11 protein-coding genes and 2 rRNA genes (1 of these 13 running past the window's edge) are annotated in these 15,169 nt (G+C 63.7%); 4 read left to right on the forward strand and 9 right to left on the reverse strand.

All coding sequences use genetic code 11. From position 1 onward, the window contains the following. Nucleotides 1–30: 30 nt before the first annotated feature. The 6 genes from glyS to ACLIJ1_RS13920 form a co-directional block, all read right to left on the reverse strand. Nucleotides 31–2,163 carry a glycine--tRNA ligase subunit beta gene (glyS, locus tag ACLIJ1_RS13895; RefSeq protein ID WP_411366133.1) on the reverse strand — a complete coding sequence of 711 codons (2,133 nt, stop codon included), beginning with the start codon at nt 2,161–2,163 and terminating at the stop codon, nt 31–33. A 15-nt stretch (nt 2,164–2,178) separates the two neighbouring features. After that, nucleotides 2,179–3,084 (reverse strand): glycine--tRNA ligase subunit alpha, encoded by a 906-nt coding sequence (glyQ, locus tag ACLIJ1_RS13900; RefSeq protein ID WP_411366134.1) that lies wholly within the window; start codon nt 3,082–3,084, stop codon nt 2,179–2,181. Between the two features lie 92 nt (nt 3,085–3,176). After that, entirely contained in the window at nt 3,177–5,012 is a 1,836-nt protein-coding gene (lnt, locus tag ACLIJ1_RS13905; RefSeq protein ID WP_411366135.1) for an apolipoprotein N-acyltransferase, read from the reverse strand. 25 nt (nt 5,013–5,037) lie between these two features. Continuing rightward, nucleotides 5,038–5,904, reverse strand: a complete 867-nt coding sequence (locus tag ACLIJ1_RS13910) for an HlyC/CorC family transporter (RefSeq protein WP_411366136.1) — start codon at nt 5,902–5,904, stop codon at nt 5,038–5,040. A 93-nt stretch (nt 5,905–5,997) separates the two neighbouring features. Then, nucleotides 5,998–6,696: a GNAT family N-acetyltransferase gene (locus ACLIJ1_RS13915; protein WP_411366137.1), complete on the reverse strand. Its 699-nt coding sequence runs from the start codon at nt 6,694–6,696 to the stop codon at nt 5,998–6,000. Between the two features lie 136 nt (nt 6,697–6,832). Further along, nucleotides 6,833–7,306 (reverse strand): Lrp/AsnC family transcriptional regulator, encoded by a 474-nt coding sequence (locus tag ACLIJ1_RS13920; RefSeq protein WP_411366138.1) that lies wholly within the window; start codon nt 7,304–7,306, stop codon nt 6,833–6,835. Nucleotides 7,307–7,423: 117 nt separating this feature from the next. On the opposite strand from ACLIJ1_RS13920, the gene hppD reads away from it, so the two are divergent. Then, nucleotides 7,424–8,539: a 4-hydroxyphenylpyruvate dioxygenase gene (gene hppD, locus ACLIJ1_RS13925; RefSeq protein ID WP_411366139.1), complete on the forward strand. Its 1,116-nt coding sequence runs from the start codon at nt 7,424–7,426 to the stop codon at nt 8,537–8,539. Between the two features lie 20 nt (nt 8,540–8,559). On the opposite strand, the gene ACLIJ1_RS13930 is transcribed toward hppD, so the two are convergent. Further along, the gene (locus ACLIJ1_RS13930) at nt 8,560–9,489 is read right to left on the reverse strand and encodes an esterase/lipase family protein (protein ID WP_411366140.1); all 930 of its coding nucleotides are present in this window, start codon (nt 9,487–9,489) and stop codon (nt 8,560–8,562) included. A gap of 130 nt (nt 9,490–9,619) precedes the next feature. On the opposite strand from ACLIJ1_RS13930, the gene ACLIJ1_RS13935 reads away from it, so the two are divergent. Genes ACLIJ1_RS13935 through ACLIJ1_RS13945 form a run of 3 tightly spaced genes read left to right on the forward strand, consistent with a single transcriptional unit; the run spans nt 9,620 to nt 13,074 of the window. Then, complete coding sequence (locus ACLIJ1_RS13935) at nt 9,620–10,360, forward strand: FFLEELY motif protein (RefSeq protein ID WP_411366141.1); 741 nt, start codon at nt 9,620–9,622, stop codon at nt 10,358–10,360. A gap of 46 nt (nt 10,361–10,406) precedes the next feature. Next, entirely contained in the window at nt 10,407–12,128 is a 1,722-nt protein-coding gene (locus ACLIJ1_RS13940) for an AMP-binding protein (protein WP_411366404.1), read from the forward strand. A 10-nt stretch (nt 12,129–12,138) separates the two neighbouring features. After that, nucleotides 12,139–13,074 carry an MBL fold metallo-hydrolase gene (locus ACLIJ1_RS13945; RefSeq protein ID WP_411366142.1) on the forward strand — a complete coding sequence of 312 codons (936 nt, stop codon included), beginning with the start codon at nt 12,139–12,141 and terminating at the stop codon, nt 13,072–13,074. A 116-nt stretch (nt 13,075–13,190) separates the two neighbouring features. On the opposite strand, the gene rrf is transcribed toward ACLIJ1_RS13945, so the two are convergent. Then, nucleotides 13,191–13,303, reverse strand: a 5S ribosomal RNA gene (rrf, locus tag ACLIJ1_RS13950). Between the two features lie 130 nt (nt 13,304–13,433). Continuing rightward, a 23S ribosomal RNA gene (locus ACLIJ1_RS13955) occupies nt 13,434–15,169 on the reverse strand (it continues 1,141 nt past the right edge of the window).

The following is a 15,169-nucleotide window of genomic DNA, read 5'->3' on the forward strand; positions in this document are numbered from 1 at the left end:
TTCTGGTGTCCGTGACGGAGTGTGCGCCGATCAAGCCGCGAGGCGCGACAGGTCGGCTACGCGGTTCATGGCCTCGTGCAGCGACTTCAGCAGCCCCAGGCGGTTGGCCTTGAGCGCGGCGTCTTCCGCATTGACCATCACGCCGTCGAAGAAGGCGTCCACCGGCGTGCGCAGCGCAGCCAACGTCTGCAGGCTGGCGGTGTGGTCGCCGGCATCGAACTTCGCATTGGCGGCGGGCACGGTGGCCTGCATCGCGGCGTAGAGGTCCTTCTCGGCAGCCTCGACAAACAGCGCCGGATTGACCGCAGCGCCCTCGCCTTCGGACTTCTTGAGGATGTTGCCGATGCGCTTGTTGGCCGCGGCCAAGGCAGGCGCTTCTGGCAACGCGGCGAAGGCACGCACGGCCTGCAGGCGCAGGGCCACGTCGGCCAGTCGCTGCGGGCGCAGGGCCAGCACGGCGTCCACTTCCTGCGCACTCGCGCCCTGCTCGCGCAGGCCACCGGCGAGGCGGTCGTAGATGAAATCGGCCAGCGCAGGCGTCGCATCGGTGATCTTGTCGCCAAAGGCCGGAACGGCAGCCGACAGCAGCGCGGTCAGTTCGAGCGGCAGATCCTTCTCGACCAGCATGCGGATCACACCCAGCGCATGGCGGCGCAGCGCGAACGGGTCCTTGTCGCCGGTCGGCAGGTTGCCGATGCCGAACATGCCAACCAGGGTCTCCAGCTTGTCGGCCAGCGCCACCACCACACCGGTCTGGGTGCGCGGCAGTTCGTCGCCCGCGAAGCGCGGCTTGTAGTGGTCTTCGATCGCGAAGGCGATGTCTTCGGAGAGGCCGTCGTGGCGCGCGTAGTAGCCGCCCATGATGCCCTGCAGCTCGGGGAACTCGCCCACCATGTCGGTCAGCAGGTCGGTCTTGGCCAGGCGCGCGGCGGTGTCGGCGCTCTTCGCGAGCACGTCGCCACCGAGTTGCTGGCCGATGGACTTGGCGATCGCGCGCACGCGCTCGACGCGTTCGCCCTGCGTGCCCAGCTTGTTGTGATAAACCACCTTGCCCAGGCCTTCGACGCGGCTCTCCAGAGTCTTCTTGCGGTCCTGGTCGAAGAAGAACTTGGCATCGGCCAGGCGCGGGCGCACCACACGCTCGTTGCCGCCGATCACCGCGCTCGCATCGGCCGGGCTGATGTTGCTGACCACGAGAAACTGGTGGGTCAGCTTGCCCTGTGCGTCCAGCAGCGGGAAGTACTTCTGGTTGGCCTTCATTGTGAGAATCAGGCATTCCTGCGGCACGTCGAGGAACTGTTTTTCGAACGCGCAGATGAGCACGTTGGGCCGCTCGACCAGTGCGGTCACTTCGTCCAGCAACGCGTCGTCCTCGATGGGCTTGCAGCCACCGCCAATCTTCGCCGCCGCGGCGGCCAGCTGGCGCACGATCTCGGCCTTGCGGTCGGCGAACGAGGCGATCACCGCACCGTCCTTGGCCAGCGTGGCGGCGTACGCATCAGCGTCGGCCAGTAGCACCGGGTCCACACCCGCTTCGAAACGGTGGCCATGCGTGGCATTGCCAGCCTTCAGGCCGAGCGCCTTCACCGGCACCACGTCGGCGCCATGCAGCGCGACCAGGCCGTGCGCCGGGCGCACGAAGTTCACGCTGGTCCAGCCGGGCAGTTCGCAGTCGGTTTCCAGCTGGTAGCTCATGACCTTCGGGATCGGCAGCTTGGCGATCGCTTCATCGAGCGCCTTCTGCAGGCCGGCGTCCAGATCGACGCCAGGCTGCACGCTGTCGAAGAACAGGGCTTCGGCCTTGCCGTCCATGGCGCGCTTGAGACTGGCCACGGCAGACGCCGTGTTGCCCGCGTCAACGCCCAGCCCGGCCAGGCGCTTGAGCAGCGCGGGCGTGGGCGCGCCGCTGGCGTCCAGACCGACGCTGACGGGCATGAGCTTCTGCGACACAGCCTTGTCGGCGGCGCGCGCGGCCACGGCGGTCACATGCGCGGCCAGGCGGCGCGGCGAGGCAAAGGGAGTCACCACCACATCGGCGGCGGCCAGGCCCTGGGCCTTGAGCTGGTCAGCCAGCACACCGGCAAAGGCATCACCCAGCTTCCTGAGCGCCTTGGGCGGCAGCTCTTCCACAAACAGTTCGACGAGGAGGTTCTTCGTTGTCATTCTTGTTGCTCCGGCTCAGGCGGCTTTCTTCTCGATCTGCGTCACCCACTCGCGCGGCGCCATGGGGAAGCCCAGACGCTCTCGGCTCTCGTAGTAGCTCTGGGCGACGGCGCGCGCGAGGTTCCGGATGCGGCCGATGTAGGCGGCGCGCTCGGTCACGGAGATCGCACCGCGCGCGTCCAGCAGGTTGAAGCTGTGCGCGGCCTTGAGCACCTGCTCGTAGGCGGGCAGGGCCAGTTGCTGCTCGATCAGGTGCTTGGCCTGTTTCTCGTGCGCACCGAAGGCGGTGAACAGGAAGTCGGCGTCACTGTGCTCGAAGTTGTAGGTGGATTGCTCGACCTCGTTCTGGTGATAGACGTCGCCATAGCTCATGGTCTCGGTCCACTTCAGGTTGTAGACGTTGTCCACGCCCTGCAGGTACATGGCCAGGCGCTCCAGGCCGTAGGTGATTTCGCCGGTGGCGGGTTTGCAGTCGATGCCGCCGACCTGCTGGAAGTAGGTGAACTGCGTCACTTCCATGCCGTTGAGCCAGACCTCCCAACCCAGGCCCCAGGCGCCCAGCGTCGGGTTTTCCCAGTCGTCTTCGACAAAGCGGATGTCGTTCTTCTTCAGGTCGAAGCCCAGGGCTTCGAGCGAGCCCAGGTACAGCTCCAGGATGTTGGCCGGTGCGGGCTTGAGCACCACCTGGTACTGGTAGTAGTGCTGCAGGCGGTTGGGGTTCTCGCCGTAGCGGCCGTCCTTGGGGCGGCGGCTGGGCTGCACATAGGCGGCCTTCCATGGCTCGGGGCCGAGCGCGCGCAGGAAGGTGGCGGTGTGGCTGGTGCCGGCGCCGACCTCCATGTCGTAGGGCTGGAGCAGGGCGCAGCCTTGCTTGTCCCAGTAGGACTGCAGGGTCAGGATGATTTGCTGGAAGGTCAACATGGTCGGTTGCCGGCGGTGGATCCGCTGGCCGGAATGCAGGGTGTGGTGGCGCGGCAACCGCCTCTCGGGCAGTCCGCGCAAAACCTTGGATTTTACGGGCCGGGGCGGGTTTCGCCGCCCGTGCGCCGGGTCGGCCGGCGCTGCTGGGTCCGGCGCACCAGCAAGGCCAGCGCCACCACGGCCAGACAGCCCAGCCAGACCGGCCCCTGGCCCCAGCGCGAAGCCCAGACGGCGTAGGGCGTGAGCCCCGTGCGGCCCTGCACCGAGGCTTCCAGCCGGTGGCGGATCAGGCGCGGCAGACGGTGGGTCACCACGCCCTGGTGGTCGATGGCCGCCGTGGCGCCGGTGTTGGTGGCGCGCAGCATCGGCCGCCCCAGTTCCAGCGCGCGCAGGCGGGAGATCTGCAGGTGCTGGTCGATGGCCACCGTGTCACCGAACCAGCCGATGTTGCTCAGATTGACCATCACGGTCGGCGCCGTGGCCGGATCGCGGAAGGATGCGGCCAGTTCTTCGCCGAACAGATCCTCGTAACAGATGTTGGGCGCCACGCGCTGCCCGGCCCAGTTCCAGCCCGGTTGCACCAGATCGCCGCGGGCGAAGTCGCCCAGGGGAATGTGCATCAGGTCGGTAAACCAGCGGAAGGTCGGCGGGATGAACTCGCCAAATGGCACCAGGTGCTGCTTGCTGTAGCGGTAGAAGCGTGCGCCCGGAAAACCACCGTCGCGCCCCTGCAGCATGGCGGGGGCAATGCCCCAGGCCGAGTTGGTGTAGCCCGACTCCATCGAGCCCAGCGGGATGCCGACCATCACCCCGAGGCCGGGTGACTGCGGTGTCGCGGACGACGCGCCGATGACATCGAAGAACGGCTCCCAGAAGTCCGACGACAGCTGCTGCGGCAGCACCGGCACCGCCGTTTCGGGTGCCACGACCAGATCCGGCCCTGCCCCGGCCCGTCGCGCACGCGCGGCTTCGGCAATCTGGGCCGGGTACCAGGACAACGCCGTGGCGACCCCGGTGCCGGTCTCGAACTTCTCGTTCTGCGGGATGTTGCCCTGCAACAGCCAGACCTTCAGCGACCCGGCGTCGGCCGTGCCCCGCAGGGCCAAGTCGCGCCAGCGTTCGCCCAGCAGCACACTGGCCAGCAGCGCCAGCGCCACCAGACCAGCCAGTGCGTTGCCCCACGACGCGGCCGTTCCAGCGCCCGCCGCCTGGCTTCGAGGCCCCGGCAGCACGGGAAACAGACGCCCATGCACCAACGACCAGGCCGCCGGCACCGCGAGGGCAAACGCAAAGGCCAGCAGCGCCGACAGCGCGCCCAGACCGTACACGCCCACCCAGGGTGCCCAGACAGCCATCAGTTCGACCTGTGCGTAACCGCCGGCGCCCCAGGGCAGTCCGGTCAGCCAGCGTCCGCGCACCAGTTCGGCCAGCGTCCACAGCGCGGCAAACATCAGCGCCTGCAGCCAGCGCGCGCGCGGCGCCCAGGCACACAGCACCACCGATGCCACCGCGTAGAACAGGGCCAGCCCACCGGCCAGCGCCGCCACGGCCAGCACCGCCATCCAGGCCGCCAGGCCGCCATACGTGTGCATCGACACAAACAGCCACCACAGGCTGCCCGCCATCCACACGGTGGCGAACACCCAGCCGCGCCAGAACGCCTGCCCGACGCGGTGCACATGCCGCAGCGCGAACACCAGGAGGCTCAGGGAAACGATCTGCAGCCAGCCGCTGGGCTCACCGGGCATCAGCCCCGGCGGGTGCCAGGACTTCAGCGGCCAAGCCAGCGCCGCCGCCTGCAGGGCGCCACCGAACACGCAGACCAGAAACCAGAAAACACCGCTGCCGCGCGCACGCCGGCCCGGCGGCAGGCCGGACAACGGGGACAGGCTGGAATGGGGGTGAAGATTGCCGAACAGGTTGCGCATGGGGCGTGGCGCAGCAGATGTGCGCTCAGGCGCCCGTGGGCAACGGCATGACCTTGAACCACTTGACCGCGCCGCCCTTGGTGTGCAGCACGACAAAACGCAGGCCGTCGATTTCGTGGACTTCGCCGCGCTTGGGCACGTGGCCCATGGTGTGGGCAATCAGGCCGCCGATGGTGTCGAAGCCGTCTTCAGGCAGCTGGATGCCGAACTGTTCGTTGATGCGTTCGATGGCCGTGTCGCCGCTGACGCGCCAGGTGCCGTCGGCCAGCGAAAAGATGTCGCCATCGTCTTCGGCCACGTCGAATTCGTCCTCGATCTCGCCGACGATTTCTTCCAGCACGTCCTCGATGGTGATGAGGCCGGCCACGCGGCCAAACTCGTCGATCACGATCGCCAGGTGGTTGCGGTTGCCGCGGAATTCGCGCAGCAGGTCGTTCAGGCCCTTGCTCTCGGGCACGAAGGTGGCCGGGCGCAGCAGCGCGCGGATGTTCAGCTCTGGCGCCCGCTGCAGCTTGAGCAGGTCTTTCGCCAGCAGGATGCCGATGATGTTCTCGCGCTCGCCTTCGTAGACCGGGAAACGCGAGTGGGCCGTGTCGATGACAAGGTGCAGCAGCTCGTCGAAGGGCGCGTCGATGTCGAGCACATCCATGCGCGGCGCCGCCACCATCACGTCGCCGGCAGACATGTCGGCGATGCGGATCACGCCCTCGAGCATGACGCGCGACTCGGCGTTGATGATGTCGTTGTCCTCGGCCTCGGCGAGCGTCTCGATCAGCTCGTCCTTGGAGTCAGGTCCGGGGTGAATGAATTCCGCAAGCTTCTGCAGGAATCCACGTTTGTCTTCATGCCGCAGGCTGCGCTGCGGCCCCGTACTGGGAGGGTGGTCGGCCACTGGAGGAAAAGGGAGTTGAAACAGCGGCAAAGGATACCGCAAGCGCTTCACAGGAGCCACCCGCGTTGCCGGCGCCCCCGCCGCGCGGAGCCATCACTTCATGGCGTCGCGGGACTTGCGCACGCCCTGGCGGATTTCCTGCAACAGGTCCAGCGCGCTCCAGAACTGCTTGACCTGGGCTTTGAAGTGGTAGTCGGTGAGGGCGATCTGCTCATTCAGCAGCTCGGTCACGCGCGAATCGAAGTCGGCGGGCGGCAGGCGAAGATGGGCCTCGCTCTCGGGACCATCGCGCTCGATCACCGCCCCGGCCTTGCGCGCGATGCGCAGCATGGCGGTGTTTTCCGACAGCGCGTGGATGAACAGCAGGTGCACGCCTTCGTTGCGGGCGTGCATCACGGCGCGCTCGAACAACCGGCTGCCGTAGCCCCGCCCGCGGGCCGATTTCGATACCGACACGCCGAACTCGGCGCAGCTGGTGCAGTTCGGATCGACCGAGAACGCCAGGTGCGCCATCGAGACCAGCTCGAGCTTGCGGTTGAAGACGCCAAAGAGTTCGTCGCGTTCGAAGTTGAGCTGATCGACATAGCGACCGATCTGTTCGTCGTTGGCGGCATAGCCAAAACGCAGGTAGCGGTCGTGTGCGTCCAGGGCCAGCAGATGGGCCAGGATGCGCGGCGCGTGCGCACGTCCCATGCTGCGGATCGGCACCACGGCACCGACCTGCGAATGCTGCGGGTCGCCGGCGGGGGCCGGACGCGCTGGCGCGGAGATGGCGGTGGTTTCGGAGGACATGGCGCAAAATATAAGGGTTTTCCCTATATCGACAAGGTCCTGCCTCCCTAAACCCGTACAAACCCGATGAACGGGTGCCATATCTCCGGTTCTGGCCCGGCAGGCGTTGCTGCAATGCAGCAAAAACGATAGCAAGTCACACCGGCAGGGCGGTGGTGCTCTTGACGCGGTCCATCACGAAACTGGTCTTGCAGTCTTGCACCGAGGGGTGGCGCAGCAGCACATCCATCATGAAGCGCGAGTAGGCGGCCATGTCGGCCACCACCAGGCGCAGCAGGAAGTCCATCTCGCCCGTCAGCGCCGCGCACTCCACCACTTCCGGCCAACCCAGCACACTGGCCCGGAATTCGTCCATCGGGTTGCGCTTGGCGGCGCCGCTGTGTTTCTCCAGCCGCACATTCACCCAGGCCGTCAGCCCCAGCCCCACGGCCTCGGGTTTGACCAGCGCGACATAGCGGGCGATCACGCCCGACTCTTCCAGCCGCTTGACCCGCCGCAGCACAGCGCTGGGCGAGAGACCCACGGCGTCGGCGATCTGGTCGTAGGTAGCGCGACCATCCGCCTGCAGGCTGCGCAGAATGTGGCGATCCAGCTTGTCGAGTGCTTCCATGCCCTACATTTTGCATTTTTCCTGCATACATCTGCAAGGAGGCGCCCCAAAACGCAGCAAACGTGACATGCTGCGCCGATACAGTGGCGCTTCACCCACCCAACAAGGAGACAGCCCATGAATGCCAGCCTGCCTGCGTCCACGACCGACGCCCTCACCACCTGGGACAACCCCATGGGTACCGACGGTTTCGAGTTCATCGAATACGCCGCACCGGATCCGGCCGCCATGGGCGCGCTGTTTGAGCGCATGGGCTTCAAGGCCATCGCCCGCCACCGCCACAAGAACGTCACCCTGTACCGCCAGGGCGGCATCAACTTCATCATCAACGCCGAGCCCGACAGCTTCGCGCAGCGCTTCGCCCGCCTGCACGGCCCCAGCGTCTGCGCAATTGCTTTCCGCGTGCAGGACGCCAAGGCGGCCTATGAGCGCGCCATCTCCCTGGGTGCCTGGGGCTACGCCAACGCTGCCGGCCCGGGCGAACTGAACATCCCGGCCATCAAGGGCATCGGCGACTCGATCATCTACTTCATCGACCGCTGGCGCGGCAAGAACGGCGCCCAGGAAGGCAAGATCGGCAACATCGGCTTCTACGACGTCGACTTCTACCCGCTGCCCGGCGCCGAGCTGAACCCCGCCGGCCACGGCCTGACGGTCATCGACCACCTGACGCACAACGTGCACCGCGGCCGCATGGCCGAGTGGGCCGGTTTCTACGAGCGGATTTTCAACTTCCGCGAAGTGCGCTACTTCGATCTGGAAGGCCAGCAGACCGGCATCAAGAGCAAAGCGATGACTAGCCCCTGCGGCAAGATCCGCATCCCGATCAACGAGGAAGGCAACGACAAGCCGGGCCAGATCCAGGAGTACCTGGACCGTTACCACGGCGAAGGCATCCAGCACATCGCGCTGGCCTCGACCAACCTCTATGACACGGTGGATGCGCTGCAGCTCGAAGGCCTGAAGTTGCTCAATACCAGCGAGACCTACTACGAGCTGCTGCCCAAGCGCATCCCGGACCACGGCGAAGACATCGCAGCGCTGAAGGCACGCAACATCCTCGTCGACGGCGCGCCGGGCGAGCTGCTGCTGCAGATCTTCAGTGAGAACCAGCTCGGTCCGATCTTCTTCGAGTTCATCCAGCGCAAAGGCAACCTCGGCTTCGGCGAAGGCAACTTCAAGGCGCTGTTTGAAACGATGGAGCTCGACCAGATGCGCCGCGGAGTGATCTGAAGCCCGGCGACTGATCGTTTTCAGGTTTCGCGTGCCACCAGTTCGAGTGTGCCTTCGAGCACCTCGTCCACAAACGCCAGCGCCACGTGCGGCCAGCCCGGCACGTGGCGGTTGTCGGCGCCCGGCAGGGTCGCGGTCGAGGCCGGGAACACGATGTTGTCGGCGTTGGAATACCAGCAGGTGAAGCCTGCGTAGCTGCCTTGCGACCAGCGCTGCGCCTCGCGCTGACGCAGGTCCTGCAGCCAGCGGCTGTCCAGCCGCATCTGCCGCCCGTTGGGCACGTGGCTGAACTGGCCCAGCCAGGTTCCCTGGTGCGGCGTCCCGATGGTGACGATGTGGGCCACGCGCTCATCGGCGTCGGGCGTGGCCACCCGCCAGGCCCGAGCGGCCAGTCCGCCCATGCTGTGACACACCAGGATCGGCGGGCGGCCAGTCAGCTGGTGCGCCCTGCGCACGGCATCGTCGATCAGCGGGAGGTAGTCGTCGATCGAGCCGAAGACCGGCTCCAGATTTACCGACGTGTACGGCACGCCGCGCGCGGTCAGTGTGCGCATCCAGGGCAGCCAGAGCCCGCGGTTGCACACAAATCCATGCACCAGTACCACAGCCCTGCGGCCTGGGGCCGCCGCCACGTCTTCGTCGGGCCATGCCCGCCAGAGAAACGGTTGCCGCCAGGAGAACACTTGCGGTGCGGTCCTGACCTCCTGCCACCAGGCGCGCAGCATCGTCAGGACGCCGGCCCTCGGCGTCGGGTCCAGCCGGTTGACCCGCGCCACCGCCAGAAATTCCCAGGCCAGCACGAATGCGTAGCCAAAACCCAGCACCAGCAATCCCGCCAGGACTTGGGTCCAGGGCCGGCCCCAGCTCCAGAACACCCAGATGCCGAGCGCCAGCAAGGTGGCCAAGGCCACGCCCTGCTGCAGCCGCGCCAGACGAGACGACCGGTGCACGACCGGCCGATGGGAATGTGGTGTCGAAGGCATGAAGCGACTATCGCATGCGGGGATCGCCCGACACACGGCTTGCCTAGGGATCCCAGCCTAGGAGCCATACGTGCGGGATCGATAGACTGGCACCACCATGAACGATCCCTTGCACGCTGCGGACAGGATCCGGGCCCAACTGTCCACCGTGAGTGCCTTGCGCGTACAGGCTGCTGGCGACGGTCTGGGCGCGGCGGTGTCGGCAGTCAAGCATTGGCAAGGCCTGCGCTTTCGCGCGACCTATACCGACGTTCTGGCCCATCCCGTTCAGGGGTCTGCAGCCCGGTTCTTCCTGGACGAGCTTTATGGCGACCACGACTTCGCCGAACGCGACGCCCAGTTCGGACGCATCGCCGGCGCGCTCGAACGCCTGTTCCCCGAAGCCGTGGCCGAACTGGCGGTTGATCTGGCGGAGATGCACGCGCTGACCGAGTCACTGGACCACACCATGGCCTCGCACTGGCTCGCGATCGGGGACAGCGAGCCCAACACCCGGCGCTATGCCCGCGCCTGGCGCCTGACAGGGCGGCGCGACGCCCGAATGCGGCAACTCGCCGTGGTGCAGCACATGGGCGCTGAACTGCAACGGTTGACCCGCAGCAAATCCCTGCTGATGGCGCTGAAGATGATGCGGCGCCCCGCGCAAGCGGCAGGTCTTGCCGCCCTGCAGCAGTTCCTCGAACGTGGTTTCGCGGCCTTTGGTGGGCTGGGCGATGCACGCCCTTTCCTCGCGACCATCACGCAGCGGGAGCAACGTTGGATCAATGTTCTCTTCGACGATGACCTCCCAACCTGCTGCGCTGCGCTGGACGCTGAGCTTTGCGCGACACGGCCCTAGGGCTGCCCCTGAGCGTGGGTGCGATTGCCACGGTCAGAATGGGTGGATGGACCTTGCTACCCCGGAAACCAACACCCTCCGCCCCTGGCTGGCGCACTATCCTGAAGGCGTTCCCCACAACGTCGACCCATCCCAGTTCCGCTCTCTGACCGCGCTGATCGAGGAGTCGCTCAAGCGCCACGCCGACCGTCCGGTCAGCGTCTGCATGGAGCGCTGGATGACCTACGGCGAACTCGACGAATACAGCGCTGCGCTGGGTGCCTGGCTTCAGGCGCGTGGCTTGCCTGCCGGAGCCCGCGTGGCGGTGATGCTGCCCAACATTCCGCAGTTTCTGGTCACGATGACCGCGATATTGCGCGCTGGCTACACGGTGGTGAATGTGAATCCGCTGTACACGGCGCGCGAGCTTGAGCATCAGCTCAAGGATTCGGGAGCGGAAGCGATCGTGATCCTGGAGAACTTCGCCGCGACACTGGAAGAAGTCATCGACCACACGCAGGTGCGGCACGTGGTGGTGGCCAGCATGGGCGACCTGCTGGGCTTCTGGTACGGCCGGTGGATCAGCTTTGCCGTGCGCCATCTGGCGAAGATGGTGCCTCCGTTCCGCCTGCCGATGAGCGGGGCTGTTGGTCCGCGCACGATCGTCGGCTTCCGGCAGGCCCTGTCCGAAGGCAGTTCCCTGCCGTTGCGTCCTTGCGCGTCAGACCATGACAGCATTGCCTTCCTGCAATACACGGGCGGCACCACGGGGCTCTCCAAGGGCGCCGTGCTGACCCACCGCAATGTCATTGCTGGCACCTTGCAGGCCGAGGCCTGGTTCCGCCCGGCGCTCGGCAAGATCGGTGATGTGCGCAATATCAACGGCATCGCGGCCTTGCCGCTGTATCACATCTTCGCGCTGACACTGTCGTTGCTCGCGATCCGCTGGGGAGCCCACATGACGCTGGTTCCCAATCCTCGCGACATACCAGGCTTCGTGGAGACGCTCAAAAAGCGGCCTTTCCATCTTCTGCCGGCAGTGAACACGCTTTTCAATGCCCTGCTGCAGAACCCGCAGTTCCGGCAACTCGACTTTTCTTCACTGCTGATGTCGCAGGCTGGCGGCATGGCGGCCTCCGAGGGAACGGCCCGGCAATGGCTCTCCGTCACCGGCTGCGCCATGATCGAAGGCTGGGGGATGAGCGAAACCTGCGCAATCGGCACCAACAATCCCGTGGTGAATCGCGAGTTCAGCGGCACCATCGGCCTGCCCTTGCCAGGGATCGACGTTGCCATCAAGGACGACGAAGGCAACAGCCTCCCGGTGGGCGCCTCCGGGGAAATCTGCATCCGCGGCCCCAACGTCATGCGCGGCTATTACCGGCAGGAGGCCGAGAACGAAGGCGCATTCACCCGGGACGGATTTCTTCGCACCGGCGACGTCGGCATCATGGATGAGCGTGGCTACACGCGCATCGTCGATCGAAAGAAGGACATGATCCTGGTCTCGGGTTTCAACGTCTTCCCGAGCGAACTGGAGAACGTGATCTCGCTCTGCCCCGGGGTGCTGGAGTGCGCCGCCATTGGTGTCGCTGACACCAAGCAGGGCGAGGCTGTGAAGGTCTTCGTCGTGCGCAGCGATCCGACCTTGCGCGAGGAGGACGTCGCGCGCTTCTGTCACGACAACCTCACAGGCTACAAGCGCCCGAAGTACATCGAGTTCCGTGACGAGCTCCCCAAGAGCAATGTCGGCAAGATCTTGCGGCGCGCACTGCGCCCGGTGAACTGAGACCGCCCGAATGGCCAACAATGGGGTCGCTGAACGCCTCTCCCGTCTTGGTGTGACGGTTCTGGAGAGAGGATGGCTGTCCTCCAACAACATCCTCATCGAAGCTAGCAACGGCCCCACCACATTGATCGACTCGGGCTACAGCAGCCATGCGCAACAGACACTGGACCTTGTCGGCAGTGCGCTGCATGGCCGCCCTCTGGACCTGCTGCTGAATACCCATTTGCACAGCGACCACTGCGGGGGAAATGCTGCGCTCCAGGAGTGCTATCCATCGCTCAGGACATACATCCCACCCGGGCAGGCGGCGGCCGTTGCAAGCTGGGACATGGCTGCCCTCAGTTACACCGCGACCGGCCAGGAATGTCCGCGCTTTTCGGTCGATGGCCTGCTGGCGCCCGGAGAAAAACTGCTGCTAGGAGATCGCATCTGGACCGTTCATGGCGCCAAAGGGCATGATCCTCACGCCATCGTCCTCTATCAGCAAGAGGAACGCATCCTGATTTCTGCCGATGCGCTCTGGCAAAACGGCTTCGGTGTGGTCTTTCCTGAGCTCGAAGGTGAGTCTGCATTTCACGAAGTTGCAGAAACACTAGACCTGATCGAATCACTGTCTCCAGAAGTCGTCATACCAGGACACGGGCCTGTGTTCCACGACGTAGCAGAAGCCATGGTTCGTGCACGGAGCCGACTGGCGAAATTTCGGGAATCACCGTCGCAACACCTGAGGCACGCTCAAAAAGTACTGATCAAGTTCCGACTGCTTGAATGGCAACAAATCACCAGGTCAGCGCTTCTGGACTGGGTTTTGCAGACCCCATATCTGAGACAGGCCATTCCACCAGCGGCCGACATTGCGGGAACGGCATGGCTGGATCAACTGCTGATGGAGTTGGAACGTTCCAACGCACTGACCCTCGACGGCGAAACCGTATTCAATCGCTGAGAAACATACCGTTCTAATCGCAAAGGCGGTGCACTCATGAATTGCAAATATCGTTTGCGCAAAAGACAAAACCCCCAAGTACGAAGTACTTGGGGGTTTTGACGGCTTCAATAGAAGCCTGACGATGACCTACTTTCACACGGGAACCCGCACTATCATCGGCGCAAAGGCGTTTCACTGTCCTGTTCGGGATGGGAAGGAGTGGTACCACCTTGCTATGGTCGTCAGGCATAACTTGTTGCCTGGCTGAACGATTGTTCAACCGGGCGAATTCATAGAGTTTCGAATCAGCTTGTATTTTGATTGCTGCCAACGTTGGCATAAGACATTTGCACGAACTGTGAGTTCGTCAAAGTTATAGGGTCAAGCCTCACGGGCAATTAGTATCGGTTAGCTTAACGCATTGCTGCGCTTCCACACCCGACCTATCAACGTCGTGGTCTTCAACGACCCTTTAGGGGGCTCAAGGCCCCGGCAGATCTCATCTTGGAACGAGTTTCCCGCTTAGATGCTTTCAGCGGTTATCTCTTCCGCACTTAGCTACCCGGCAATGCCACTGGCGTGACAACCGGTACACCAGAGGTGCGTCCACTCCGGTCCTCTCGTACTAGGAGCAGGCTTCCTCAAATCTGCAGCGCCCACGGAAGATAGGGACCAAACTGTCTCACGACGTTTTAAACCCAGCTCACGTACCTCTTTAAATGGCGAACAGCCATACCCTTGGGACCGGCTACAGCCCCAGGATGAGATGAGCCGACATCGAGGTGCCAAACACCGCCGTCGATATGAACTCTTGGGCGGTATCAGCCTGTTATCCCCAGAGTACCTTTTATCCGTTGAGCGATGGCCCTTCCATACAGAACCACCGGATCACTATGTCCTGCTTTCGCATCTGCTCGACTTGTCAGTCTCGCAGTTAAGCACGCTTATGCCATTGCACTATTAGCACGATGTCCGACCGTACCTAGCGTACCTTCGAACTCCTCCGTTACACTTTGGGAGGAGACCGCCCCAGTCAAACTGCCTACCATGCACTGTCCCCGATCCAGATAATGGACCTAGGTTAGAACCTCAAACACACCAGGGTGGTATTTCAACGTTGGCTCCACAAGATCTAGCGACCCTGCTTCAAAGCCTCCCACCTATCCTACACAGATCTGTTCAAAATTCAATACAAAGCTACAGTAAAGGTTCATGGGGTCTTTCCGTCTTTCCGCGGGGAGATTGCATCATCACAAACATTTCAACTTCGCTGAGTCTCAGGAGGAGACAGTGTGGCCATCGTTACGCCATTCGTGCAGGTCGGAACTTACCCGACAAGGAATTTCGCTACCTTAGGACCGTTATAGTTACGGCCGCCGTTTACTGGGACTTCGATCAAGAGCTTGCACCCCATCAATTAATCTTCCAGCACCGGGCAGGCGTCACACCCTATACGTCCACTTTCGTGTTTGCAGAGTGCTGTGTTTTTAATAAACAGTCGCAGCCACCTATTTTTTGCAACCCATTCGTGCTCAGATGTTCTCATCACACTACAAGGGCACACCTTCTTCCGAAGTTACGGTGTCAATTTGCCGAGTTCCTTCTCCTGAGTTCTCTCAAGCGCCTTAGAATACTCATCTCGCGCACCAGTGTCGGTTTGCGGTACGGTCAATTACAAGCTGAAGCTTAGTGGCTTTTCCTGGGACCTCGTTCAGTTACTTCGCGAGCAAGCTCGCTCGATCAACAGCCTCGGTATATGACACGCGGATTTGCCTACGTGTCGCCTACATCTGTCTAAACCGGCACTTCCAACCGCCGGATAACCTATTAAGATCCGTCCCCACATCGCACTTGTAATCGGTACAGGAATATTGACCTGTTTCCCATCAGCTACGCATCTCTGCCTCGCCTTAGGGGCCGACTCACCCTACGCCGATGAACGTTGCGTAGGAAACCTTGCGCTTACGGCGAGGGGGCTTTTCACCCCCTTTAACGCTACTCATGTCAGCATTCGCACTTCTGATACCTCCAGCATCCTTTACAAGACACCTTCACAGGCTTACAGAACGCTCTCCTACCACTTGCAATAAATTGCAAATCCGCAGCTTCGGTA

The sequence above is a fragment of the Hydrogenophaga sp. RWCD_12 genome (assembly GCF_046604225.1).
In the GTDB taxonomy this organism is placed as follows: domain Bacteria; phylum Pseudomonadota; class Gammaproteobacteria; order Burkholderiales; family Burkholderiaceae_C; genus Hydrogenophaga.

Excerpts from the sequence above, each read along its gene's own strand:
- glyS (WP_411366133.1), bottom strand. The coding sequence starts at position 2,163 with ATGACAACGAAGAACCTCCTCGTCGAACTGTTTGTGGAAGAGCTGCCG.
- glyQ (WP_411366134.1), bottom strand. The coding sequence starts at position 3,084 with ATGTTGACCTTCCAGCAAATCATCCTGACCCTGCAGTCCTACTGGGAC.
- lnt (WP_411366135.1), bottom strand. The coding sequence starts at position 5,012 with ATGCGCAACCTGTTCGGCAATCTTCACCCCCATTCCAGCCTGTCCCCG.
- ACLIJ1_RS13915 (WP_411366137.1), bottom strand. The coding sequence starts at position 6,696 with ATGTCCTCCGAAACCACCGCCATCTCCGCGCCAGCGCGTCCGGCCCCC.
- ACLIJ1_RS13920 (WP_411366138.1), bottom strand. The coding sequence starts at position 7,306 with ATGGAAGCACTCGACAAGCTGGATCGCCACATTCTGCGCAGCCTGCAG.
- hppD (WP_411366139.1), top strand. The coding sequence starts at position 7,424 with ATGAATGCCAGCCTGCCTGCGTCCACGACCGACGCCCTCACCACCTGG.
- ACLIJ1_RS13935 (WP_411366141.1), top strand. The coding sequence starts at position 9,620 with ATGAACGATCCCTTGCACGCTGCGGACAGGATCCGGGCCCAACTGTCC.
- ACLIJ1_RS13940 (WP_411366404.1), top strand. The coding sequence starts at position 10,407 with ATGGACCTTGCTACCCCGGAAACCAACACCCTCCGCCCCTGGCTGGCG.
- ACLIJ1_RS13945 (WP_411366142.1), top strand. The coding sequence starts at position 12,139 with ATGGCCAACAATGGGGTCGCTGAACGCCTCTCCCGTCTTGGTGTGACG.